21 protein-coding genes are annotated in these 22,747 nt (G+C 68.1%); 14 read left to right on the top strand and 7 right to left on the bottom strand.

What is annotated here, in order from left to right; translation table 11 throughout:
- Positions 1-83: 83 nt before the first annotated feature.
- On the bottom strand, positions 84-923 hold the full coding sequence (locus VG556_RS14530; protein ID WP_100450846.1) for an acid phosphatase: 840 nt from the start codon (positions 921-923) through the stop codon (positions 84-86).
- 259 nt (positions 924-1,182) lie between these two features.
- On the opposite strand from VG556_RS14530, the gene VG556_RS14525 reads away from it, so the two are divergent.
- Together VG556_RS14525 and VG556_RS14520 are read left to right on the top strand one after the other, a co-directional pair.
- Complete coding sequence (locus tag VG556_RS14525; RefSeq protein WP_032962353.1) at positions 1,183-2,061, top strand: hypothetical protein; 879 nt, start codon at positions 1,183-1,185, stop codon at positions 2,059-2,061.
- An 11-nt stretch (positions 2,062-2,072) separates the two neighbouring features.
- Positions 2,073-3,275, top strand: coding sequence for a DUF4785 domain-containing protein (locus VG556_RS14520; protein ID WP_046427650.1), 1,203 nt, complete (start codon positions 2,073-2,075; stop codon positions 3,273-3,275).
- Positions 3,276-3,405: 130 nt separating this feature from the next.
- Here VG556_RS14520 and VG556_RS14515 read toward each other — a convergent pair whose 3' ends face one another.
- On the bottom strand, positions 3,406-4,227 hold the full coding sequence (locus tag VG556_RS14515) for an ABC transporter ATP-binding protein (RefSeq protein WP_100450847.1): 822 nt from the start codon (positions 4,225-4,227) through the stop codon (positions 3,406-3,408).
- Between the two features lie 151 nt (positions 4,228-4,378).
- Between VG556_RS14515 and VG556_RS14510 the strand changes: the two genes are divergently transcribed.
- The 5 genes from VG556_RS14510 (at position 4,379) to VG556_RS14490 (ending at position 9,526) form a co-directional block, all read left to right on the top strand.
- Positions 4,379-5,581 (top strand): DesA family fatty acid desaturase, encoded by a 1,203-nt coding sequence (locus VG556_RS14510; RefSeq protein ID WP_014645436.1) that lies wholly within the window; start codon positions 4,379-4,381, stop codon positions 5,579-5,581.
- Positions 5,578-5,910 (top strand): EF-hand domain-containing protein, encoded by a 333-nt coding sequence (locus VG556_RS14505; protein ID WP_100450848.1) that lies wholly within the window; start codon positions 5,578-5,580, stop codon positions 5,908-5,910. Before VG556_RS14510 ends, VG556_RS14505 begins: the two co-directional genes overlap by 4 nt.
- A 198-nt stretch (positions 5,911-6,108) precedes the next feature.
- Positions 6,109-6,927, top strand: a complete 819-nt coding sequence (locus VG556_RS14500; protein ID WP_100450929.1) for a hypothetical protein — start codon at positions 6,109-6,111, stop codon at positions 6,925-6,927.
- A gap of 76 nt (positions 6,928-7,003) precedes the next feature.
- Entirely contained in the window at positions 7,004-7,816 is an 813-nt protein-coding gene (mutM, locus tag VG556_RS14495) for a bifunctional DNA-formamidopyrimidine glycosylase/DNA-(apurinic or apyrimidinic site) lyase (protein WP_014645439.1), read from the top strand.
- A gap of 105 nt (positions 7,817-7,921) precedes the next feature.
- Positions 7,922-9,526 carry a glucan biosynthesis protein gene (locus VG556_RS14490; protein ID WP_046427647.1) on the top strand — a complete coding sequence of 535 codons (1,605 nt, stop codon included), beginning with the start codon at positions 7,922-7,924 and terminating at the stop codon, positions 9,524-9,526.
- 525 nt (positions 9,527-10,051) lie between these two features.
- Here the strand turns inward: VG556_RS14490 and VG556_RS14485 are convergent.
- From VG556_RS14485 to VG556_RS14475, 3 genes are all read right to left on the bottom strand, one after another.
- Entirely contained in the window at positions 10,052-10,672 is a 621-nt protein-coding gene (locus VG556_RS14485) for a thymidine kinase (protein WP_005421101.1), read from the bottom strand.
- 9 nt (positions 10,673-10,681) lie between these two features.
- Positions 10,682-11,251: a hypothetical protein gene (locus VG556_RS14480; RefSeq protein ID WP_014645442.1), complete on the bottom strand. Its 570-nt coding sequence runs from the start codon at positions 11,249-11,251 to the stop codon at positions 10,682-10,684.
- A gap of 198 nt (positions 11,252-11,449) precedes the next feature.
- A complete protein-coding gene (locus tag VG556_RS14475; RefSeq protein WP_100450850.1) occupies positions 11,450-12,121 on the bottom strand; it encodes an SEL1-like repeat protein in 672 nt (223 codons plus the stop codon).
- A gap of 99 nt (positions 12,122-12,220) precedes the next feature.
- Between VG556_RS14475 and VG556_RS14470 the strand changes: the two genes are divergently transcribed.
- Positions 12,221-14,197, top strand: coding sequence for a UvrD-helicase domain-containing protein (locus VG556_RS14470; RefSeq protein WP_049404935.1), 1,977 nt, complete (start codon positions 12,221-12,223; stop codon positions 14,195-14,197).
- A 259-nt stretch (positions 14,198-14,456) separates the two neighbouring features.
- Entirely contained in the window at positions 14,457-14,981 is a 525-nt protein-coding gene (locus VG556_RS14465; RefSeq protein ID WP_100450851.1) for a GNAT family N-acetyltransferase, read from the top strand.
- 131 nt (positions 14,982-15,112) lie between these two features.
- On the opposite strand, the gene VG556_RS14460 is transcribed toward VG556_RS14465, so the two are convergent.
- Complete coding sequence (locus VG556_RS14460) at positions 15,113-15,763, bottom strand: YceH family protein (RefSeq protein ID WP_014645449.1); 651 nt, start codon at positions 15,761-15,763, stop codon at positions 15,113-15,115.
- Positions 15,764-15,864: 101 nt separating this feature from the next.
- Between VG556_RS14460 and VG556_RS14455 the strand changes: the two genes are divergently transcribed.
- From VG556_RS14455 to plsB, 5 genes are all read left to right on the top strand, one after another.
- Entirely contained in the window at positions 15,865-16,788 is a 924-nt protein-coding gene (locus VG556_RS14455) for a 5'-nucleotidase, lipoprotein e(P4) family (RefSeq protein ID WP_032962372.1), read from the top strand.
- Positions 16,785-17,510 (top strand): orotidine-5'-phosphate decarboxylase, encoded by a 726-nt coding sequence (gene pyrF, locus VG556_RS14450; RefSeq protein ID WP_049442530.1) that lies wholly within the window; start codon positions 16,785-16,787, stop codon positions 17,508-17,510. Before VG556_RS14455 ends, pyrF begins: the two co-directional genes overlap by 4 nt.
- A 218-nt stretch (positions 17,511-17,728) precedes the next feature.
- Positions 17,729-18,550, top strand: coding sequence for a S1 family peptidase (locus tag VG556_RS14445; RefSeq protein WP_032962376.1), 822 nt, complete (start codon positions 17,729-17,731; stop codon positions 18,548-18,550).
- A gap of 316 nt (positions 18,551-18,866) precedes the next feature.
- A complete protein-coding gene (locus VG556_RS14440) occupies positions 18,867-19,820 on the top strand; it encodes a hypothetical protein (protein ID WP_014645453.1) in 954 nt (317 codons plus the stop codon).
- On the top strand, positions 19,820-22,456 hold the full coding sequence (gene plsB / locus VG556_RS14435; RefSeq protein ID WP_100450852.1) for a glycerol-3-phosphate 1-O-acyltransferase PlsB: 2,637 nt from the start codon (positions 19,820-19,822) through the stop codon (positions 22,454-22,456). The genes VG556_RS14440 and plsB overlap by 1 nt, the downstream gene beginning before the upstream one ends.
- 87 nt (positions 22,457-22,543) lie before the next feature.
- On the opposite strand, the gene VG556_RS14430 is transcribed toward plsB, so the two are convergent.
- Complete coding sequence (locus VG556_RS14430; protein ID WP_032962381.1) at positions 22,544-22,747, bottom strand: YdcH family protein; 204 nt, start codon at positions 22,745-22,747, stop codon at positions 22,544-22,546.

Genomic DNA, 22,747 nt, shown 5'->3' with positions numbered 1-22,747 from the left:
GGATCCGACCCCGATGGGGTCGGCATTCCGCGCCGGGGTCAGATCCCTTTCCGCAGGGAAGGGCTCTGACCCCGGACCATCACTTACAGCGCGCTCTGCGGGCGGATCTTCAACACCGCATTCTCGGTGGCGCAGTCGCGGCTGGAGTGCCGACCGGCCTTGCGCGCCGCCTCGATCTCCTTGCGTGCGGCCAGCAGGTCCTTGTTGAAGGCAGCGTTGTCATGCAGGCGGGCCACGGCGGCCGCGCCCATGAAGCGGCCTTCGAGGATGTCGCTCTGCCAGTGCACGTTGCACACCAGGCGGCTCTCGCCGTAGTTGCGGCCGCGGGCCTGGATGGCATCGGCGCGGTCCGGCGCGATCTCCGACAGGATCAGGGCCCAGGCCCAGCCGATCGAGGTGTGGCCGGACGGATAGGAACCGTTCTTGCGCAGGCCGTCCTCGTCCTTCGGCGAGCAGGTCGGCTCACCGTTGACCATGAACGGGCGCGGGCGCTGGTAGTGGTTCTTGGCCGCCTTGGTGGCGGCGCTGGCGTCGATCCGGCTGCGCTCCAGCAGTCGGTACAGCGCCGGGGTCTTCACTGCATCGACGTCGATGTCGGCGGCGCAGGAGAAGTGGTTGGCGCCTTCGGGGAAGCCGAGTTCCGCATCGACGCCGGCCTGGGCGAAGCGCGGGCTGCCACGCAGCGCGCGGGCTTCACGGCTGACCTGTTCGTCCAGGGCGAGGGCGGCCGAACCGGCCGCCGGTGGTGCCGGCACCAGGTCCAGGCTGGCCGGAACCGCGCTCGTGTCCAGATAGCCCACCGCCTTGGTGGTGATGTTGGCTTCGACGGCGGTCGGCTTGCTGGCGGTGGCTGCGCAGCCAGCCAGGACCGCGACAACGGTGAGACCGAGCAGTGGGCGGGCGGTGTGGGAAATCAGCGACATGGACGGCTCCAGAGGAAAAACATCGCGTCATGATCGCAGCCCGTATGCGACACCGCAGTGGCCATCGGTCATACGGCCAGACCCGGCATGGTCATCGGGACAGTATGAAAAACGTCATCGAGTGTCGTCAGTCTCCTGAATCCGGGCGCAGCGCACGGACTTTCACGCGCCTGCGCCGCGAGCATCGACACAACGGTGGTCGAGAGGCCGTCCAGTTCCAGCCGGGTCGGGGGGATCCACTGACAGAGGGAGAGAAGCGATGCGCAGCACCGCAACAGGAAGTACCGTCCTGGCCCTGCTCCTCGGGCTGGCAACCGCCCCGGCGCAGGCCGCCGACGTGGTCGGCGTGGCCTTCGTGCATGGCACCGGCGCGCAGACCAATGCCACCCAGGACTACTGGCAGCCGGCGATCATCGACACCGTGCGCCAGGGCCTGCCGAACAGCAGCAACTACGTCGTCATCAACTGTGACTTCACCCAGTACATGTGGAAACCGGAAGCGGCCGGTTGCCTGGCCAACCAGCTGACCGGCTTCATCGACAGCCGTGGCATCACCCAGCTGGTGGTGATCACCCACTCCAACGGCGGCAATGTGATGCGCTGGATCCTGTCCAACCCGACCTACGACAGCCGCTATCCGAAGATCATCCGCACGGTGCGCAAGGTCAATGCGCTGGCTCCGTCCTCGGCCGGTACACCGCTGGCCGATGCAGTGCTCAACGGCAATACCTTCGAAACGTCGCTGGGCTGGCTGCTGGGCTACAAGAACGACGCGGTACGCCAGCAGCAGGTGGCAAGCATGGCCACCTACAACGCGCAGAACCTGTACGGCACGGCCGGTCGCCCGGCGCTGCCCAAACCGTTCCGTGCGGTGGTCGGCAGCGATGTGGAATCGGCGGTGTGGGACAGCAACAGTTACTGCGGTGGCTACGCCGCCAATGTCGGCCTGGAGTTCACCCAGAACTGGCTGTCGTCCTGCTCCGATGGCTTCCTGGAGTGCAGCAGCCAGAAGGCTGCCGGCACCACCTGGTTCACCGACAAGGCACGCACCCAGGGCGCCGAACCACTCAGCCACAACCAGAGCCGGCGCGAGTGCTTCGGCCTCGGCACCCTGCTGCGCAACGACCTGAACCAGTGAGGGAGATGACCATGACGAACCATTCCACCCTGCTGGCCAGTGCTTTGCTGGCCGTGCTGTCCCTTTCCGCAGCGCAGGCCGCGCAGCCGCTGCAGGCCGCCCGCGCGGGCGATCAGGTGCCTGCCGCACTGGTGGCCGCGCCGCTGCCCGCCGATGAAAGCGAGCACGCGCCGCTGTCCTTTGCCTGGGCGCTGGACCCGGCACAACCGCTGCAGGCGGCCACGCCGTATGCCTCGGTCAGCCGCAGCTACTGGCAGCAGGTCGATGGCACGCAGCTGCAACGCGGCCTGGACCTGCCGCTGACGGCGCCCGATGCGGTGATCCAGCTGAGCCCGGCCGCAGGTGCCCGCGCGCTGCCTGCCAACACCCTGCAGGTGCGCGACCCGGCCGGCCGCAGCAGCGTGGCCCGCAGTGTCGATGCGCGCGCGCTGCAGGATGCCGGCATGCCGGTGAGTGATGGCAGCAGCATGCTGCGCACCGGCGCGACCAGTTCGGCCGGTGCGTACACGCTGCAGAGCACGCAGGCGCAGGGCCGCTATGTGGTGCAGGTGCTTGAGCCGAACAGCCCGCTGCGGCTGGAAGTGCAGGCCAACCAGGCGCAGGTGCTGGCTGGTGGCAACGTGCAGCTGCAGGCACGCCTGCTGGAAGACGGCGCCACCACCGCGCAGCTGGCATCGCGCCGTGGCGGCCTGGGCGGTGAAGCCCTGCTGGTCGCACCGGATGGCCGCAGCTGGCCGCAGCGCCTGCTGCGCACCACCGACGGCAGCCTGCGCGCGCAGGTGCGCATCCCCGCCGATCTCGGCAGCGTGCAGGGGCTGTGGGAACTGCAGGTGTTCGCCCAGGCCGATGGCGTGCTGCGCGACGGCAAGGTGGCTTTCGCGGTGGCACGGCCGACCGCGCGCTTCAGTGGCCAGGCGGCACCGGACCCGTCCAGCCGCCAGGTGGCACTGCCGCTGCAGGTGGCCGCCGCTGGCCGCTACGAAGCACGCGGCACGCTGTACGCCACGGCCCGCGATGGCCAGTTGAAGCCGGTCGCGCAGGCACATGCGGCGGCGTGGTTCGATGGCCCCGGTGCAGGCCAGCTGGTGCTGCCGTTCGACCAGGCCGCATTGCCGGCCGGTTTCGGTGCGCCGTACGAACTGCGCGACCTGCAGCTGCAGGACCAGAGCCGGATGGCACCGATCGAGTCGCGCGCGCTGGCGTTGCGGTTCTGAGCACGGCGGTGGCGGGCCGGGATATCCGGCCCGCTGCATTGCATCCTGTAGAGCCGAGCCGATGCCCGGCTGCTGTTTGCCGTGATCAGGAGCAGCCGAGCATCGGCTCGGCTCTGCAGTGGCATGTCGATCACCCCGCGTACGCGGTCAGCCGGCCTTCCTGCTCGCATACGGTGATCGCGCCGCCGAACACCGACGACAGCGGTTCGTTGCGCAGCAGCTCGGCGCGGGTGCCGTCGGCCAGTACGCGACCATCGCGCAGCAGCACCACGCGCTCGATCTCCGGAATGATCTCTTCGATGTGGTGGGTCACCAGCACCAGGGTGATGCCCTGCTGCGCCAGCACCCGCATGGTCGCCACCAGCTGCTCGCGGGCGACCAGGTCCAGCCCGGTGGAGGGTTCGTCCAGCAGCAGTGCCTGCGGTCGATTGACCAGCGCGCGGGCGATCAGCACGCGGCGGGTCTCGCCGGCCGACAGCTCGGCATAGGCGCGCTCGCGCAGCGTCAGGGCGCCGGTCATCGCCAGCGTTTCACCGACGCGTGCACGCATGTCGGCGGTCACTTCGCGGAAGGCCGGCACCACGTAGCTGGCGAAGAAGCCGGACAGCACCGCCTGTTCCACGGTCAGGCCGGGCATGTCGGCCAAGTTGCTGCTGAGGTCGCCGGTGACGATGCCCAGCTGCGAGCGCAGCCGGTCCACCTGCCAGCGGTTCTGGCCCAGCACCTTCACCGCCACCGTGCCGTCGCCCTGCGCCAGTGGATACAGTTCGCGGGTGATCAGCTTGATGAAGGTGGATTTGCCGCAGCCGTTGGGGCCGAGCAGGGCGGTGTGCTGGCCCTGCGCGATGCGCAGGCTGAGCCCGTGCAGCACCTTCACCTGGCCGCGCACCACGGTGGCGCGGTCCAGTTCGATCAAGGGGGGCAGCTCCGCGACGGGCGGGGCGGCGGTCATGGCGCTGGCGCGTGGATCAAGGCTCGACAACTCAGGTCCCCAACTGTGAACGGTGCCACGGATGGCGATGCGATACATCGCCGCAGGGATGCAGTTTGCAACGCAAGCGGCCATCATGTCTGCCATCCCCGCGTCGATCCGGAGAGCCGTCATGCCTGATGCCCTGATGTCCCTGTTGACCGGTGGTGTGCTCGGCCTGGGGTGGTGGGCCATGCTGGCAGTGCTCCTGGTCTTCACCCAGATCACCATCTTCTCGGTGACCCTGTACCTGCACCGCAGCCAGGCCCATCGCGGGGTCGATTTCCACCCGGCGCTGGCTCACGTGTTCCGTTTCTGGCTGTGGCTGACCACCTCGATGATCACCCGCGAGTGGGTGGCCATCCATCGCAAGCACCACGCCAAGGTGGAGACCGAGGACGACCCGCACAGCCCGGTCACCCGCGGCATCGGCAGGGTGTTCTGGCACGGCGTGGAGCTGTACCGGGAGGCACGCGGCATGCGCGCGGACATCGAACAGTACGGGCGCGGTACCCCGGACGATGCGATCGAGCGCCACCTGTATACCCCGCACGCCACGCTGGGCCCGGTGCTGCTGCTGGTGATCAACAGCGTGCTGTTCGGCCTGCCCGGCGTGGCCCTGTGGGCGATCCAGATGGCATGGATCCCGTTCTGGGCGGCCGGCGTGGTCAACGGCCTGGGCCACTGGTGGGGCTACCGCAACTACGAGTCTGCCGATACCTCCACCAATCTCACGCCGTGGGGGTTCTGGATCGGTGGCGAGGAGCTGCACAACAATCATCATGCCTTCCCCAGCTCGGCGCGCTTCGCGATGCGGCGCTGGGAATTCGACATCGGCTGGAGTGCGATCCGCCTGCTGCAGGCGCTGCGCCTGGCCAAGGTGCTGCGGGTGGCACCGGCCATGGACGTACGCCCGAACATCGCCGTGCCCGATGCCGAGACCCTTAAGGCGCTGCTGTCGCACCGCTTCCAGGCGATGACCGACTACCAGCGCAATGTGTTCATGCCGGCCCTGCGCGAGGAAGCCGCCCAGGCCGGAGCCAAGCTGCGCCGCCTGCTGCCGCGCCGGCTGCGCCGTGGACTGGTCAACGATGGTCGCTGGCTGAAGCCGGACAGCCGTGCCCAGCTCAGCGCATGGGTGGCACAGCGCCCGCGCATCCGCACCCTGGTCGAGTACCGCGCGCGGCTGGCGGCGTTGCTGGAAGCCCGAGGCCACGACGCCGCCGAGCGCCTGCACCAGTTGCAGGCGTGGTGCCGCGAGGCCGAGGAAAGCGGTATCGCGGCGTTGCAGGCCTACGCCGCACGCTTGAAGGGCTACAGCCTGGTGGGCGCGTGAGGGCAGGGTACGGGCTTCTGCTGGTGGCGCTGCTGCCGGGCGCGGCGCTGGCCCAGGTCACCGACACCGCCAGCTATCTGCAGCGGATGGACAGCGATGGCGACGGCAGGGTCAGCGAGGCCGAGTACGTGCAGTGGATGCTGTATGCCTTCGACCGCATGGACCGCAACGGTGATGGTGTGCTGACGGCCGAGGAGCTGCCCGGTGGCAAGGGCAGGGCGATCAGCCGCGAGCAGCAGCGGCAGGTGATCGTGCAGCGCTTCCACAAGCAGGATGCCAACGGTGATGGTTTCCTGGATGCGCGCGAACTGGCGGCGCCTCCGCGCTAAAGATTCCCGGCGTGCTGCCGATGGTGGGTTCGACGCGATCCCGGGTACCGGTCGATCCGCACGGGTAAGGCGATCTGGCATGTCGACCGCGATGGATCGCGGTAGGGGGAAGGACATGGAAGGGAGTGCGGTGCCATTGCGATGATCGATGCCGAACGGAATCGCCTGCACTGGCCCGACACGACCCAAGGATCCCCCATGAAATCGAACCCACCCCTGCTGGCAGCCGCGCTGCTCGGCAGCCTCGTCATCGCCTCGCCTGTGCTGGCCAATGAGCCACCCCCGACCGCCCCGTCCGACACGGCGACGGCTGCAGACGTTCCCGCCGCTGATGCCGGCGTTGCCGCCGCCGTGGCGGAGCTGCCTGCCTGGGAAAGCCGGGTGCCGGTGAGCGTAAAGCTGCAGATGGGCGCGGATGGCCAGCCAGTCGGCGACAAGACGCTGCGCCTGGTGCAGCGTTCCACCACCGGCAAGCTGGTGGCCGCGCAGGTTGCCGTGTCATTGTTTTCCGGCACGCTCGGCGGCAGCTCGTTCAAGAAGGACCAGCTGAAGGGAACCCGGGTGGAGACCGTTCCGAACCCGGCCTTCGGTTACCTGCAGGACCAGGTGCGCATGCGCCTGGCCGAGTACTTCACCGCGCATCCGGGCGCTGTGCCGGCAGAGGTACGGCCGGTGCAGATCACCGCCGATGGCTTCACCCTGATCTACAAGGAACTGGGCGATGCCGATACCCAGTACGAGCTGCGCCAGACCCAGCACGTCGGCTTCCCGTATACCCGCAAGCTGTTGCGCCTGGTCGGTGGCGAAGGCGTGCAGTGCCAGGTCGACGCACCGGTGGCCGCACCCCTGGAAGCCTGGCAGGCCGACGACTATGCGTTGGTCAAGCAGACGGCCGAGCGCTACAGCGACCAGTGCCTGGCCCGGTTCGTGGAAACGCTGCCGTCGCTGTTCCCGGACCGTCCCGCCGCTGCGGCACCGGTTCCGGCGGAGCCTGTGCGCGCCGGCCAGGGCGCCTGACACCGGTCGATGCCGGGCATCATTCCCCGGCATCGACGGCCAGGCGCCGGCCGCAGAGCGGGGATAGAATCCCTGCATGCCTGAACTGCCCGAAGTCGAAACCACCCGCCGCGGCCTGGCGCCGCACCTGCAGGGCCGCCGCGTGCATGGCGTGATCCTGCGCCGCGCCGACCTGCGCTGGCCGATTCCACCGGAAGTGGCCGAGCTGCTGCCGGGGCAGCGCATCGAGGACATCCGCCGCCGCGCCAAGTACCTGCTGCTGGATACCGCCATCGGCAGCGCGGTGCTGCACCTGGGCATGTCCGGCAGCCTGCGCGTGCTGCCCGGTGACACACCGCTGCGCGCCCACGACCATGTGGATATCAGTCTGGACAACGGCCGCCTGCTGCGCTTCAACGACCCGCGCCGATTCGGCAGCCTGCTCTGGCAGCCCGCCGGTGAGATCCACCCGCTGCTGCAGGGGCTGGGCCCGGAGCCACTGGACGAGGGATTCGACGGCGACTACCTGTTTGCGCGCAGCCGTGGCCGTAGTGCGCCGGTGAAGACCTTCCTGATGGACCAGGCGGTGGTGGTGGGCGTGGGCAACATCTACGCCGCCGAGAGCCTGTTCAAGGCCGGCATCAGTCCGCTGCGCGAGGCTGGGAAGATCTCGCGCGAACGCTACCAGCGGCTGGCCGACGCGGTGAAGGAGATCCTGGGCTATGCCATCACCCGTGGCGGCACCACCCTGCGCGATTTCATCAGCCCCGATGGCGCGCCGGGCTACTTCGAACAGGAACTGCTGGTGTACGGCCGTGACGGGCTGCCCTGCCCGAACTGTGGCCGCGCGCTGAAGCACGCCACCATCGGCCAGCGCGCCAGCGTCTGGTGCAGCCACTGCCAGCGCTGAGCCGGCAGCCAGCGGCAGCTGAACGGGCAGGGCGCGTCTCCGCTGCCCGTTAACGTTTGTCTGCCTATGATGGCCGACCTTCCTCCCTGTGCCTGACGCGCCTGCATGCAACGACGCGACTTCATCCGCAATGCCTCCCTCGCCCTGGCTGCATTCGGCCTGCCGTCCCTGCCCGCGTGCGCGGCCAGCAGGAGCGGCCAGATGGGCCTGCGCCGCCTCGGCCAGCCGCAACCGTTCGACTTCGCTACCCTGAAGGGCCAGGCGCGCGCGCTGGCGCAGGCGCCCTACAAGAGCCACAAGCGGGTGCTGCCGGGCCGTCTGGAAGGACTGGACTGGGACCAGTACCAGTCGATCGGCTACCGCCAGGACCATGCGCTGTGGGCCGACCAGCCCGGCAAGTTCCAGGCCAAGTTCTTCCACCTGGGCCTGTACTTCCATTCGCCGGTGCGCATGTTCGACGTGGTCGACGGCAAGGCGCAGGAGCTGGCCTATGACGGCGCGGCGTTCAACTACGGCAAGAGCGGCATCAAGGATGGCGAGCTGCCGGCCGACCTCGGCTTCGCCGGCTTCCGCCTGAACACCCGCAAGGACACTGACCGCGACTTCGCCGCCTTCCTCGGCGCCAGCTACTTCCGCGCGGTCGGCAAGGAAGGCCAGTACGGCCAGTCCGCGCGCGGCCTGGCGATCGACACCGGGATGGGCAAGCCGGAGGAATTCCCGGATTTCATCGCCTACTACCTGGAACAGCCATCGGCTGATTCGGACACGATCGTGGTCTACGGCCTGCTGGATTCACCCAGCGTGGCTGGCGCCTATCGCTTCGCGATCACCAATGGCGACGTGCTGCTGATGGACATCGACAGCGCGCTGTACCCGCGCAAGCCGATCGAGCGGCTCGGCATCGCACCGTGCACCAGCATGTACCAGGTGGGCGAGAACGACCGCCGCATGGCATGGGACTGGCGCCCGGAGATCCACGATACCGATGGCCTGTCGCTGTGGACCGGCGCTGGCGAATGGATCTGGCGGCCGCTGCTGAACCCGCGCAACCTGCGCTTCAACATGTTCGTGGACCGCAACCCGCGCGGCTTCGGCCTGCTGCAGCGCGACCGCAACTTCGACCATTACCAGGACGACGGCGTGTTCTACGAGAAGCGCCCGTGCCTGTGGGTGGAGCCGAAGGGCGAATGGGGCGAGGGCTCGGTGCAGCTGGTGGAGATTCCCACCGTGGACGAGACGTTCGACAACATCGTGGCGTTCTGGAACCCGAAGGATAAGCCGCAGCCGGGCCAGGAGCTGCTGGTCGGCTACCGCCTGTACTGGGGCGCCGAACCGCCGGCGCGCCCGCCGCTGGCGCACTGCGTGGCCAGCCGCACCGGCCTGGGCGGTGTGGTCGGCAAGAAGCGCGAGTACTTCAGCTGGCGCTTCGCGGTGGACTTCGAAGGGGGCGAGCTGGCCAGCCTGATCGACAAGGGTGAGGTCGAGGCGGTGGTGGAAGCCAGCCGTGGCCGGGTCGAGATCGTGTCGGCGCGCCCGCTGCGCGAGATCAACGGCTATCGCGCGATGTTCGACCTGGTGCCGCCGGAAGGCAGTACCGAGCAGATCGACATCCGCCTGTTCCTGCGCAGTGGCGGCAAGACGCTTACGGAAACCTGGCTGTACCAGTACACCCCGCCGCCGGCGGGTGCGCCGGAGCGCACGCTGTACTAAGAGGGGGTTGGGTTTGCAGGGCTTGCAGCCCTGCACCTGCAGAGGCCAGAGCAACAGCAACAGCCGAAGCAGAAGCTGGTTTCCTGAGGGTAGGCGGGGTGGGTCCGGTGGCGGGAGACGCCGTAAACCCGTCCATGGGGGCTTGGCCGCGGCATCCTTGCCGCGGACACTCCCGCCACCGGACCCACCCCGCCTTCGACAGACCTCCGCGATCTGTCGGAATTGCTCATGGGGTCAGATCCGTTTTACGAAGGAAAACGGATCTGACCCCGGAATTTCATTCGATATCTGACAGATGTGTCGACCAAGGTCGACACCTACCAACAGCCGCGGCCAACTGTCAGAGGTGGGGCGGTGTCGGAGTGCGGGGTGTCAGCCGCATGGATGCGGCTGCCAAGCTTACAGGGACGTACTTGCAGCGCCCCCGCACTCCGACACCGCCCCGCCATCCCACGGAATGCCCGCTGTTGCCGTTGCTGTTGTCTCTGCAGGTGCAGGGCTGCAAACCCTGCAAAAGAACACCCCTTACAGCGGCAGGGGTGCCTGCGCCGGATCGATCCGCCCTTCGCCGCGGGTGATCTTCTTGAACTCCGCACGGCTGACCGACACGTAGCGCTCGTTGCCACCGATCTCCACCTGCGGGCCATCCTGCACGGCGTGGCCATGCTCGTCCACGCGCACGGTCATGGTCGCCTTCTTGCCGCTGTGGCAGATGGTCTTGATCTCCTGCATCTCGTCGGCCCAGGCCAGCAGGTACTGGCTGCCTTCGAACAGCTCCCCGCGGAAGTCGGTACGCAGGCCGTAGCACAGCACCGGAATGCGCAGCTGGTCGACTACCTCGCTGAGCTGCCAGACCTGGGCCCGGGTCAGGAACTGCGCCTCGTCCACCAGCACGCAGCCCATCGGGCCGTTGGCCGCCAGATCCTGCTCCACCCAGCGCTGCAGGTCGGTGTCACGGTCGAAGGCCATGCCATCGGCGCGCAGGCCGATCCGCGAGGCGACCACACCGGCGCCGGCGCGGTCGTCCAGGCGTGGGGTCAGGATCGCCACCCGCATGCCGCGCTCGCGGTAGTTGTGTGCGCTCTGCAGCAGGGTAGTGGTCTTGCCGGCGTTCATCGCCGAGTAGTAGAAGTAGAGCTTGGCCATCGGCCAATTCTAGTCGCCCCCCGGCCCGCCGTCGCGGATCTGCTGCGGCGCACCGATCTCGATGCTGGGCGCAAGCGCTGGCCGCCAGTAGTTGTCCTGCAGGCACCAGTAGTCGGCGGCCTTCCAGTAGTCGTTGTCGTAGACGATGTTGCCTGGCGTTGCGATGCCCTGCTCGTCGCCGCGGCGCTGCACGACGACCAGGGCCGAGCTCACGTAGCCGACGCGGCTGCCGGTGATCTGCCGGCGCCCGTCGCTGAGCGCCCGTTCCATGCGGGGCTTGGCTACGCGGTCGCCATAGTCGGCGTATACCTGTTGGCCGCGCTCGATCGCCTGTGCCTGCTGCAGCGGATCAAGGCGTGCCCAGTAGTGTTCCCGCAGGACCAGGAAGTCGTGGTACATGCGCTCGGCGGCCAGGTCCATCCAGATGTAGGCCATCACCGGGTCCGGCGCAGTGCCGATACCCTCCTGGTACAGCCTTGCCACCATTGCCTGGGAGAACTTGTCGGCGTAGCGTGCCGAGCGTTTGTAGTAGACCAGGGCCCTGGCGGGCTGTTTATCCTGTTCGGCCCGTTGGGCCATGCTTCGCCAGAAGAGGTCCGGGTGCGAATCGAAAAACCCTCCGGTCAGGACGGTGGGCGGAATCCGTCGCGGGGCCTCAACCGGGCATTCCTTTGCGGCGACGGCAGTGGCCGTCGACAGAAGCAGCAACAGGCAGAGTGGAGCGTGTTTCGCCTTCATGATGGCCCTCCTGGCCATGGCCATGGAAAAAAACCAACGTCATCGCCCCGACTTCGCCAACGCCTCGTCCTGCCATTGCCGGTAGGCCACCGGATCCCAGTAACGGGCCAGCTGGTGCTTCTCCGGTTGCAGCACGCGCGGCCCGGCATCGCCGCGGCCCTGGCTGCGCATGGCGCCGCTCCAGCCGGCGCGGCTGCCGGTCTGCTGCATGCTGCCGGCGCGCAGTTCGCGTTCCAGCCGCGGTGTGGCGGCGGGGTCACCGAACTCGGCGTACAGCGCGCGGCCCTCGCGCACCGCGCGCTCGCGTTCGTCGGCGGACAGCGCCTCCCAGAAGCGTTCGCGCTGCACCACCAGCCACTCGGTGCCGCGCTCGGCCGCCAGGTCCATCCACGCGTAGCCCAGGGCGCGGTCAGCCGGGCCGCCTTGCCCGTTCCAGAGCATGTCGGCCAGCGCTGCCTGTGACAGCTTGTCGCCGTAGCGCGCGGCATTGCGGAAGTCGATGCGGGCTTCTTCGTGGCGGCCCCGTTCGCGGGCCTGCATGCCGAGCCCACGGAAGCGCAGGTCCGGATGGTAGATGAGGAACTCGTGCGACTGCAGCACGATCGCTTCATAGGCATCCGTGCGCGGCGGCGGGCCGGACCCGGCCGCAGGCTGGGCCAGCAGGCCGAGCAGGGCGGCCGCAAGCGGACGGGCGATGACAGTCGGGGACATGGACCACGCTCCTGTGTTCCGGTGCCGATTCAATACCTTACGGGCGGGCGCCATGCAAGTCAGGTGGGGCTGCCGGCACCCCGCTACAATCCTGTCCCCATGCACGGTCTGAATCCTCCCCAAGCTGCCGCGGTCCTGCACGTCGAAGGCCCGTTGCTGGTGCTCGCCGGCGCCGGCAGCGGCAAGACGCGCGTGATCGTGGAGAAGATTGCCCACCTGATCGGCTGTGGCCGCTACCCGGCCCGCCGCATCGCTGCGATCACCTTCACCAACAAGTCGGCCAAGGAAATGCGCGAGCGCGTGGCCAAGCGCCTGCGCGAGCAGGACGCCGACGAGGTGACCATCTGTACCTTCCATGCGCTGGGCCTGAAGTTCCTGCAGATCGAACATGCCGCCGTGGGCCTGAAGCGCGGTTTCTCGATCTTCGATGCCGATGATGCCGCCGCGCAGATCAAGGACCTGATGTACGGCGCCAAGCCCGATGACATCGAGGACATGAAGAACCTGGTGTCGCGCGCGAAGAACGCTGGCCTGTCGCCCGAACAGGCGATGGCCGCCGCGCGCAGCAACCGCGAGAAGGAAGCGGCCAGCGTCTACGAGCGCTACCAGCTGCGGCTGACCGCGTTCAATGCGGTCGACTTCGACGACCTGATCCGCCTGCCGGTGCAGATCCTGGAAGAGAACCCGGAGATCGCGCTGGCCTGGCGCGAGCGCATCGGCTACCTGCTGGTGGACGAATGCCAGGACACCAACGACGCGCAGTACCGGCTGCTCAAGCAGCTGGCCGGCGAGAAGGGCAACTTCACCTGCGTCGGCGACGATGACCAGTCGATCTACGCCTGGCGCGGCGCCAACCCGGAAAACCTGCAGCAGATGGGGCGTGATTACCCCGCGCTGGAAATCATCAAGCTGGAGCAGAACTACCGCTGCTCCAACCGCGTGCTGCGTGCGGCCAATGCGCTGATCGCCAACAACCCGCACGAGCACCTGAAGAAGCTGTGGAGCGACCAGGCTGACGGCGAGCGCATCCGCGTGTGGGAATGCCGCAACAGCGAACACGAAGCAGAGAAGGTCGCTGCGGAGATTGCCTTCGTGGCGCAGTCGCGCAACGTGCCGTGGAGCGACTTCTGCATCCTGTTCCGCGGCAACTTCCAGTCGCGCCCGCTGGAAAAAGCGCTGCAGCTGCTGCGCATTCCCTATCACCTGACCGGCGGCACGATGTTCCTGGAGCGCCAGGAAGTGAAGGACACGCTGGCCTGGCTGCGCCTGCTGGTGAACCCGGACGACGACACCGCGTTCATGCGTGCGGTGCAGTCACCCAAGCGCGATGTCGGTGCCGGCACGCTGGCCAGGCTGGCCGAACTGGCGCAGGAGAAAGACATGCCGATGGCGCAGGCCGCCGAGGCGATCGGCGCCCTGCAGCAGTTGCCGCCGCGTGCGGCCAACAGCCTGGCGCGTTTCACCGACATCCTGCGCGACCTGCGTGCGCAGATGCGCCAGGTCAGTTCCGGCGACATGATCCGCAAGGTGGCCAAGGAGTCCGGCCTGCTCAGCGAACTTCGCCAGCAGGCCAAGGAAGAAGCCAGTTACCAGCGCCGTGCCAACAACATCGAGGAACTGGCGCAGTGGTTCGAGGGCGGCCCGCGCGGTGCCACTGCGGCTGACCTGGCCGGACAGCTGGCACTGCTGTCGCGCAGCGACAAGGACGAGGGCGGCAACCAGGTGCGCATGATGACCATGCATGCCTCCAAGGGCCTGGAGTTCCCGTACGTGTTCATCGTCGGCTGCGAGGACGGCGTGCTGCCGCACCAGGTCAGCCTGGACGAGGGCAACCTGCAGGAAGAACGTCGCCTGCTGTACGTGGGCATCACCCGCGCCAAGATCCAGCTGTGGATGAGTTACAGCAAGCTCACGCGCAAGTTTGGCGAGCACGTGCGGCTGAAGCCGAGCCGGTTCTTTGATGAGATCCCGGCCGAGGAGATCCAGCGCGATGGTGCGGACCCGGTGGCCGATGCGGCGCGGAAGAAGGAGCGGGCGAGTGCCGGGTTGGCGGCGATCGAGGCGTTGTTCGACTGATCGGCGAACGGCGCAGCCCCTCGTGGTTGGCGCCGTTCGCAATGCACTCGTGGGGGCCGGGCGGGTGGGCCGGTCGGGACACGCCGTAAACCCATCCATGGGGGCTCGGCCGCGGCATCCATGCCGCAGACGGTCCCGCCCAGCCCACCCACCCGGCCTCTGACAGTTTCCGTGCGCGCCAGCCACGGAAAAGAAAAAGAAAATCAAAAGCAGCAGCCGGGGTTGAGGCAGAATCGGGGTTTCGGCTGGAGGTCCACCTGTGCAACCGATCGAGAGTGAACGCCTGCGCCTGCGTGCGATCGAACCTGATCGCGATGCGGAGCCGATGCTGGCGCTGTTGAACGATCCGGGTTTCCTGCGCTTCATCGGCGACCGTGATGTGCGCAGTGAGGCGCAGGCGCGGGAGTACATCGCGCTGCGGGTGCTGCACAGCTATGCGTTGAACGGGTTCGGCATGTATGCCATCGAGCGCTTGTCCGATGGTGCCTGGCTGGGCAACGCCGGGCTGGTGCGGCGTGACGGCCTGCCGGGGCCGGATATCGGCTATGCGGTGCTTTCGGAATTTGCCGGGCAGGGCTATGCCGGCGAGGCGGCGCGGGCAGTGTTCGCGCATGCACGCGGAGCGCTGGGCCTGCACGATCTGTATGGCATCACCGACCTGGACAATGTGGTGTCCGGAAAGATCCTGCTGGGCCTGGGCATGCAGGAACGCGGGGTGATCCAGCTGCCGGGCGTGGACAGCCCGAGCCGGCTGTATGCCACGCCGGGCGCGGCCGAGGTTTGATTATGGTGGGTGCCGACCGTTGGTCTGCACTGCATCGGCAGGACATCCGGTAGTGCCGGCCGCTGGCCGGCAACCCGGGATAGCACTGGGGTCAGAGCCCGCCTTGCGGGATCCGACCCCAGTAGATTGCCTCAACCGCGCAGTTCGGCCAGCTGTGCCTGCAGCTCGGCCACGGCCGCTTCCAGCTGGGCCACGCGCTCGGCCAGGCCCGGGTCGGCCGCATCGCTGCTGCCGCTGCTGCTGGCGTACTTCGCCGCCAGCGCCGCGCCATCCACCTCGCCGCACAGCAGGTGCATGTAGCGGTCTTCGCGCTGGCCACTGGCACGCGGCAGCACCACCAGCAGGGCACGCTGCTGCAGGCGCTCGATGGCATGGCGGGCTTCGTCGGTGTCGGCGAAGCGGTGCAGGCGCTCGCTGCGCGTGACCAGCTCGCCCAGCGTCTGCGGCCCACGCAGCAGCAGCAGCGCCAGCAGCACGGTCTGCTGCCGGGTCAGGTCCAGCGCGGCCTGCAGGCGGTGTTCGTAGCGATCGGCGCGCGAGGAGAAGTGCTGGCGGGCCAGGCCCAACGCCTCCAGCTGGCGCAGCGCGTGCTGCACGCTGCCAGCGTCCACGTTCATCACCGGCTCGCGCGCGGTCTTCTGGTTGGCCGCCGATTGGGCCGCGTTGACCGTCAGCGGGTAGGTGTCCGGGGTGGTCGCCTCCTTCTCCACCAGGCAGCCCAGCAGGCGGGCCTGCACGGCGTCGAGCAGGGGGACGTCAGGGGTCTGGGCGGAATCGGTCATGGCGGCCTCCGGAAGGGCAACGGGTCAACCGCCAAGCATAGCCGTCCCGGGGCCGGCTTTGCCGGTAAAATGCGCCGGTATATCTGATTGCCGGTGAATCCATGCGTCGTCCCGTTTCCCTGTCCCTGACCCTGCTCGCCACTGCGGCGCTGGGCCTGTCCGCCTGCAAGCGCGTGGAGGCGCCCGCCGCCGAAGCCGCGGCCCCGCAGGCGCCCGCTGCCGCCGCCAAGGCCGACGGCGCGCTCGATGCCACGGCCAACGACAACCTCAACGCCGTGCTGTGGATGCAGCGCGCGCAGGAGTACAGGGCGATCACCGAGCAGACCTACCGCGCCGCCGCCGACCACCTGGATGCGGCGTTGAAGGAAGCCCACTGGGATGCGCTGGTGCCGGAAGAGCGCGGCAACGACGCCAAGGGCCTGAAGCCGGCCGTGGTGCTGGACGTGGACGAGACCGTGCTGGACAACTCGCCCTACCAGGCGCGCCTGGTGCGCGACGGCAAGGAATACGACGAACTGACCTGGGACCAGTGGGTAGCCGAAAAGAAGGCCAAGGCGATCCCGGGCGTGGTCGACTTCGCCAAGGCCGCCAATGCCAAGGGCGTGACCCTGCTCTACATCTCCAACCGCGCCGTGCACCTGAAGGACGCGACCCTGGCCAACCTGCGCGAACAGGGCCTGCCGGTGGCCGACGACAGCGTGTTCCTTGGCCTGGGCACAGTGGTGCCGGGCTGCGAGCAGGCCGGCAGCGAGAAGAACTGCCGCCGCCGCCTGGCAGGGCAGAAGTACCGCGTGCTGATGCAGTTCGGCGACCAGCTGGGTGACTTCGTTGAAGTGACCGCCAACACCAACGACGGCCGTGACGCGCTGCTGCAGCAGTACCACGACTGGTTCGGCGAGCGCTGGTGGATGCTGCCGAACCCGACCTACGGCGGCTTCGAGCCGGCGCAGTTCAACAACGACTACAGCCAGTCGCGCCAGGCCCGCCACGACGCCAAGCGCGCCGCCCTGGACTACGCCCCGTGAGCCGCGCACCGCTGCCGTTGCGCGCCGATGAGCGCCTGATCTTCGCGCTGGACGTGCCTGATCGCGTGCAGGCACTGGACTGGGTCGATCGCCTTGGTGACAGCGTGGCGTTCTACAAGATCGGCATGGAACTGCTCGCCTCCGGCGAGTACTTCCAGGTGCTGGACGAGCTGGCCCGCCGCGACAAGCGCGTGTTCGTCGACCTGAAGTTCTTCGACATCCCGGCGACCGCCGCAGCGGTGATCAAGGGCCTGTCGCAGTGGCCGGTCAGCTACGCCACCATCCATGGCTGGCACCCGGCGATGATGGAGGCCTGCGCGGCCGCCAACAGCAGCGACATGCGCCTGCTGGCGGTGACCGTGCTGACCTCGATGGGGCGCGCCGATCTGGCGCAGATGGGCGTCGACCGCGAGCCGGTGGACGTGGTGGTCGAACGCGCGTTGGCCGCCCAGGCAGCGGGCGTCGATGGCGTGATCGCCTCGGGCCAGGAGGCTGCACCGATCCGTGCCGCGACCGGTAGCGGGTTCTCGATCGTCTGTCCGGGCATCCGTCCCGGTGGTCCGGTCGGCGATGACCAGAAGCGCACCGTTGGCGTGGCCCAGGCCTTCGCCGATGGCGCCGACGCCATCGTGGTCGGACGCCCGATCCGCCTGGCGGCTGATCCGCAGGCCGCTGCGCGGGCAATCCAGCAGGAAATCGCGTCGGCTCTGGCTGCACGCTGAGCCCACCGCTGACGCCGGTCACGCCGGCACCACGAACGCCATTCCGATCCATGCGGGATGGCGTTCGCAATTGTTGGCCTGCGACTGTCGCAGGCAGCGCATTGCACCGAAACTGTGCGCGCGTTCGCGCTGCAGGCTTCATTCCTGCTTCCCAATCGATGCACCGGCACGGACCGCGGCCGCGCCGGTTCCAACCATTGATAGAGGAGTACAGGGATATGTATCGCAGCACCTCTTTGTTCATCGGCCTGTTGTTGGCCGCGTCCGCCGTACCCGCCTTCGCTGCGCCACAGGTGCGCGAAGCACCGCGCATCATCGGCGGTGAAGCAGCGCCGGCTGGCGAGTACCCGTTCATGGTCAGCATCCAGGGCATCTTCGACGGCGATTCGGATCATGACCGCCACTTCTGCGGGGGCACCCTCATCTCGCCTTCGTGGGTGCTGACCGCCGCGCACTGCATGCAGGGGGAAGCGCCGGGCGGCATCGCCGTCGTCGGCAACGCCGCGGCCCTGTCCACCGAAGCCTCGCCCCGCGCCTCCAACGTCAAGGCGATCCACGTCCATCCGGCATTCAACAGCGGCAACTCGCTGGAGCACGACGTGGCCCTGATCCAGCTCAACGCCCCCCTGGACGGTGCACAGCCGGTGGCGCTGCGGCTGCGGCCCGACGCCAGTTATCTCAAGCCGGGCCGCGAATTCACCGTGATCGGCTGGGGCGACACCGACATCGGCGATGGCCGGGTCTACCCGACCCAGCTGCAGACCGTGCAGGTGCCGTTCGTGGCATTCGATGAATGCCAGCAGGCCTACGGCGGGGAACTGTCGCGCGGCAAGGTGATCTGCGCCGGCCGCGAGGGCATCGACAGCTGCCAGGGGGACTCCGGCGGGCCGCTGCTGCTGCGCCTGCGTGAGGGCTGGACCCAGTTCGGCATCGTCAGCTGGGGCGAGGGCTGCGCGCTGGCCGGCTATCCGGGGATTTATGCCCGAATCGCCGAAAAACACGCCGTAGATTTCATTGAATCCGTCTGGCAGCACGATTGATTCAATAAAATCAAATACATACATGGCATTACGTGAAGTGTTGCCTTAACTTGAAGGGCAGCGTAGGATCGCCGCCATCCGGTCCTCGGACCGGACATGTGCCACAACACTGTCCTCCGGCCCCGTGCCGGTTTGAAGAGCCTGTGATCCCCGTGATCCGGGCTCTTTTTTTATCCCGCTGGTGGTTCTGGGGTCAGATCCCTTCTGCCTGCCGGCAGAAGGGATCTGACCCCCTTGGTTGGAAACGTGACCGCACGGCTTGCCGCTGTCACGTCGCAGGCCGCAAGATGCGGGCCGGTCCGGGGAGTCCGAGTGCATGAGCGTGGCGGTGCGAGGAAGGTCTGCGCGTGGATGGGGGCTGGCGGCGATGCTGCTGCTGGCCGTTGCGGCATGCCGCGAGTCTGTGAACGATCCGGCCAGGCCGGCGGCCGAGCCGGTGGCTGCGGTGCAGGCGATGGCGTTGCGCCTGGCCGAAGATGATCTGGTCGGCTACGCAAAGCTGTCGGTACCGCCAGGCCAGTATCAGCGGCTGCAGCAGGCCTGGGCGGAGGGACACAGCCAGTGGCCGCTGACCGAGCTGCCGCTGGGGGACCAGCTGCTGCCGATGCTGGCCGCGCTGCGCAAGCCCGATGCCAGCACCGAACTGCAGCGCAGCTTCGACCGCCAGCTGGCCGGCCAGGCCAGCGCCGTGCGCCAGGCCGCGCAGTCGATGGGCAATTTCGGGGTGCAGTACCTGCGCCATCAGAAGGGCTACACGCCCGGCCAGCAGGCCCATTACATCGCCCTGGTCGAAACCCTTGCTGTCTGGGCGCAGGGCGCGCCGATCAGTGACCGCGCCCGTGCACGCAGCACCATCGCCGCGCTGGTCGGCGCGGCCGGCAAGGTCGGCTTCGATGACGAGGCTGGCCTGCAGGCGGCTGGCATGGAGGGCAGCCTGCAGCAGCTGGCGCCGTTCATCCACACCCTCAAGGCGGTGCTTGGCAGCTACGGGCTGGGCGTGGATGACGCGCTTCGCAGCGTACGGGGCGAGCTGCTCTCGGTGGAAGGCGACAATGCGCTGGTACGCCTGCACTACGACCTGGCCGGCCGCGAGATGAGCCTGCAGCTGCCACTGAGCCGGCGCGAGGGCCACTGGTACCTGACCCGTACCCTGGCCGACACCGACGCGCTGCTGCGCAAGGCCGACGCGGCCCGCGCGGCTGCGTCGCCGGCAGCCGCTGAAGCCCCCGCCGAAGGTGGGGAAGCGGCAACGCCGCCGCCTAAGCCATAATGGCGCCGATGTCGAAACAGAACCCGCTGCCGTTCCCCGGCGAAGAATCCCAGTCGACGCCCGCCGATACGGTGCCGGCGTCCCCCTCGACCGGTACCGGCCCGAACCCGGTACCGCCGCCCGCGCACGCGCGTTCGGCCGGCCGCCGCCCGCTGTGGGCTCGCCTGCTCGGCCGTCTGGTCGAGCCGTGGCTGTCGCTGAAGATCGAACCGGAAGACCCGGGCCAGTACAACGATGGCCGCCCGGTCATGTACGTGCTGGAAGACTACGGCCTGTCCAACGCGCTGATCCTGGACAAGGCCTGCCGCCAGGCCGGCCTGCCGTCGCCGCTGGTGCCGCTGGCCGGTGACCCGACCGGCCGCAAGCGCGCCTACCTGGCGCTGTCGCGGCGCAGCTCCAGCAACTCGCTGATTCCCGAGCAGCGCGGCGCCAAGACCCACTCCGACTCGCTGGCCAAGGTCCTGCAGGCGCACCGCGTGCGCGATGACCTGGACGTGCACCTGGTGCCGGTGTCGATCTTCGTCGGCCGCGCCCCGGACAAGCAGAGCGGTTGGTTCGCGGTGCTGTTCTCGGAAAACTGGGCACTGGTCGGCCGCTTCCGTCGCCTGCTGGCGGTGCTGCTCAACGGCCGCAGCACCATCGTCCGCTTCGCCCCGCCGATCTCCCTGCGCAACACCGTGGATGAAGGCCTGGAGCCGGAGCGCACGGTGCGCAAGCTGCAGCGCGTGCTGCGTACGCACTTCCGACGCATCCGTGAATCGGTGATCGGCCCCGACCTGTCGACCCGGCGCCTGCTGGTGGACCAGGTGCTGGCCGCCGAGCCGGTACGCGAAGCGATCGCCGCACAGGCCAAGCGCGACAACTCGAAGCCGGCCGATGCCTGGAAGAAGGCACACGCCTACGCCTGGGAAATCGCTGCGGACTATTCCAGCCCGGTAGTGCGCTCGGCCAGCTTCATGCTCAGCCACGTGTGGAACCGCATCTATGCGGGCGTGCTGGTGCACCACCTGGACAAGTTCAAGGCCGCCGCGCCGGGGCACGAAGTGGTCTACGTGCCCAGCCACCGCAGCCACATGGACTACCTGCTGCTGTCCTACCTGCTGTACGACCGTGGCATCGTGCCGCCGCACATCGTGGCCGGCATCAACCTGAACCTGCCGGTGGTCGGCACCCTGCTGCGCAAGGGCGGTGCATTCTTCATCCGCCGCTCGATCCGTGGCAACGCGCTGTACTCGGCGGTGCTCAGCGAATACGTCGCGCAGCTGGTGGCCGGCGGCTACTCGCTGGAGTACTTCGTCGAAGGCGGCCGCTCGCGTACCGGCCGGCTGCTGCAGCCCAAGGGCGGCATGATCTCGATGACGCTGCGCGCGTTCCTGCGCCAGCCGCGCAAGCCGGTGCTGTTCCAGCCCATCTACATCGGCTACGAGAAGCTGATGGAAGGCGGCAGCTACCTGGACGAACTGTCCGGCCGGCCGAAGGAGAAGGAATCGATCTGGTCGCTGCTGTGGGGCATCCCCAAGGTGCTCAAGCAGAACTATGGCCAGGTGGTGGTGAACTTCGGCGAGCCGATCGCGCTGAACGACGTGCTGGCCGAGAAGGCGCCGGAGTGGAAGGGCGAGGCGGTGTCCGAGGACGAAAAGCCGGCCTGGCTGTCGACCACGGTGGACACGCTGGCCGAACGCATCCAGGTGCGCATCAATGGCGCCGCCGACGTCAACCCGATCAACCTGCTGGCGCTGGCCCTGCTGTCCACGCCGAAGCACGCGATGGGCGAGGCCGACCTGATCGCGCAGATCGAACTGTGCAAGACCCTGCTGGTCGAGATGCCTTACTCGGACCGGGTGACGGTGACGCCGCACTCGCCGGAGCGGATCATCGCCCACGCCGAGGAAATCAACGTCCTCACCCGCATCAAGCACCCGCTGGGCGATGTGCTCAGCGTCAGCGGCGACACCGCAGTGCTGCTGAGCTACTTCCGCAACAACGTGGTGCACCTGTTCACCGCCTCGTCGTGGGTGGCCTGCTGCTTCCAGAACAACCGCCGCATGAGCCGCACCGGCCTGGTCCAGCTGGGCCGTACGGTGTACCCGTTCCTCCAGGCCGAGCTGTTCCTGCCGTGGAGCGAGGACGAGTTCGCCCAGCGCATCGACCGGACCATCGATGTGTTCGTGCGCGAGGGCCTGCTGCAGAACGTCAACGATGACGACGGCGGCATCCTGGCGCGCAACACCGGGCAGACCGACGAGGTGTTCCGCCTGCGCGCGATCGGCCATTCGCTGCAGCAGGCGTTCGAGCGCTATTACATTGCCATCTCGGTGCTGGTGAAGAACGGCCCCGGCGTGCTCGGCGCTGCCGAGCTGGAAAGCCTGTGCCAGCAGGCCGCGCAGCGGCTGAGCCTGCTCTATGCGCCGGCCGCGCCGGAGTTCTTCGACAAGTCCCTGTTCCGTGGCTTCATCCAGAAGCTGCGCGAACTGCGCCTGGTGTGGCCGGACGAGAACAGCAAGCTGCTGTTCGACGAGCGCCTGGATGCCTGGGCCAAGGATGCCAAGTTCATCCTGGGCCGTGAGCTGCGCCACACCATCGAACGGGTCAGCCCGGAAGCGGCCCGCCCGGACGAGCCTGCGCCGCAGGATTGAAGGCAGCGCCGGCCATGCGGTGGGTGTGGACCTTGGTCCACACCTCCCAGCCGTGCCAACCAAGGTTGGCACCCACCAGGACGGTCTTTAGGCCGGCTCGTCGGGAATCTGCAGGCTTTCCAGCCTGGCGATGCAGTCCTTCAGCTGCAGCTTGCGCCGCTTCAGGCGCTTGGACTCCAGCTCGTCCTCGCCGTTGGCGGCCATGCGGGTGATCTGTTCATCCAGCAGGCGGTGCTCGGCGCGCAGGGCGACGAGGCGCTCGACGATCTCGGCGGGGCTGTAGGTGTCCAC

This window comes from Stenotrophomonas sp. CASM106, assembly GCF_049384825.1.
GTDB classification, from domain to species: Bacteria; Pseudomonadota; Gammaproteobacteria; order Xanthomonadales; family Xanthomonadaceae; genus Stenotrophomonas; species Stenotrophomonas muris.
The sequence above is the reverse complement of the archived record's forward strand: the minus strand, read 5'-3'. Positions and strand labels throughout refer to the sequence as shown.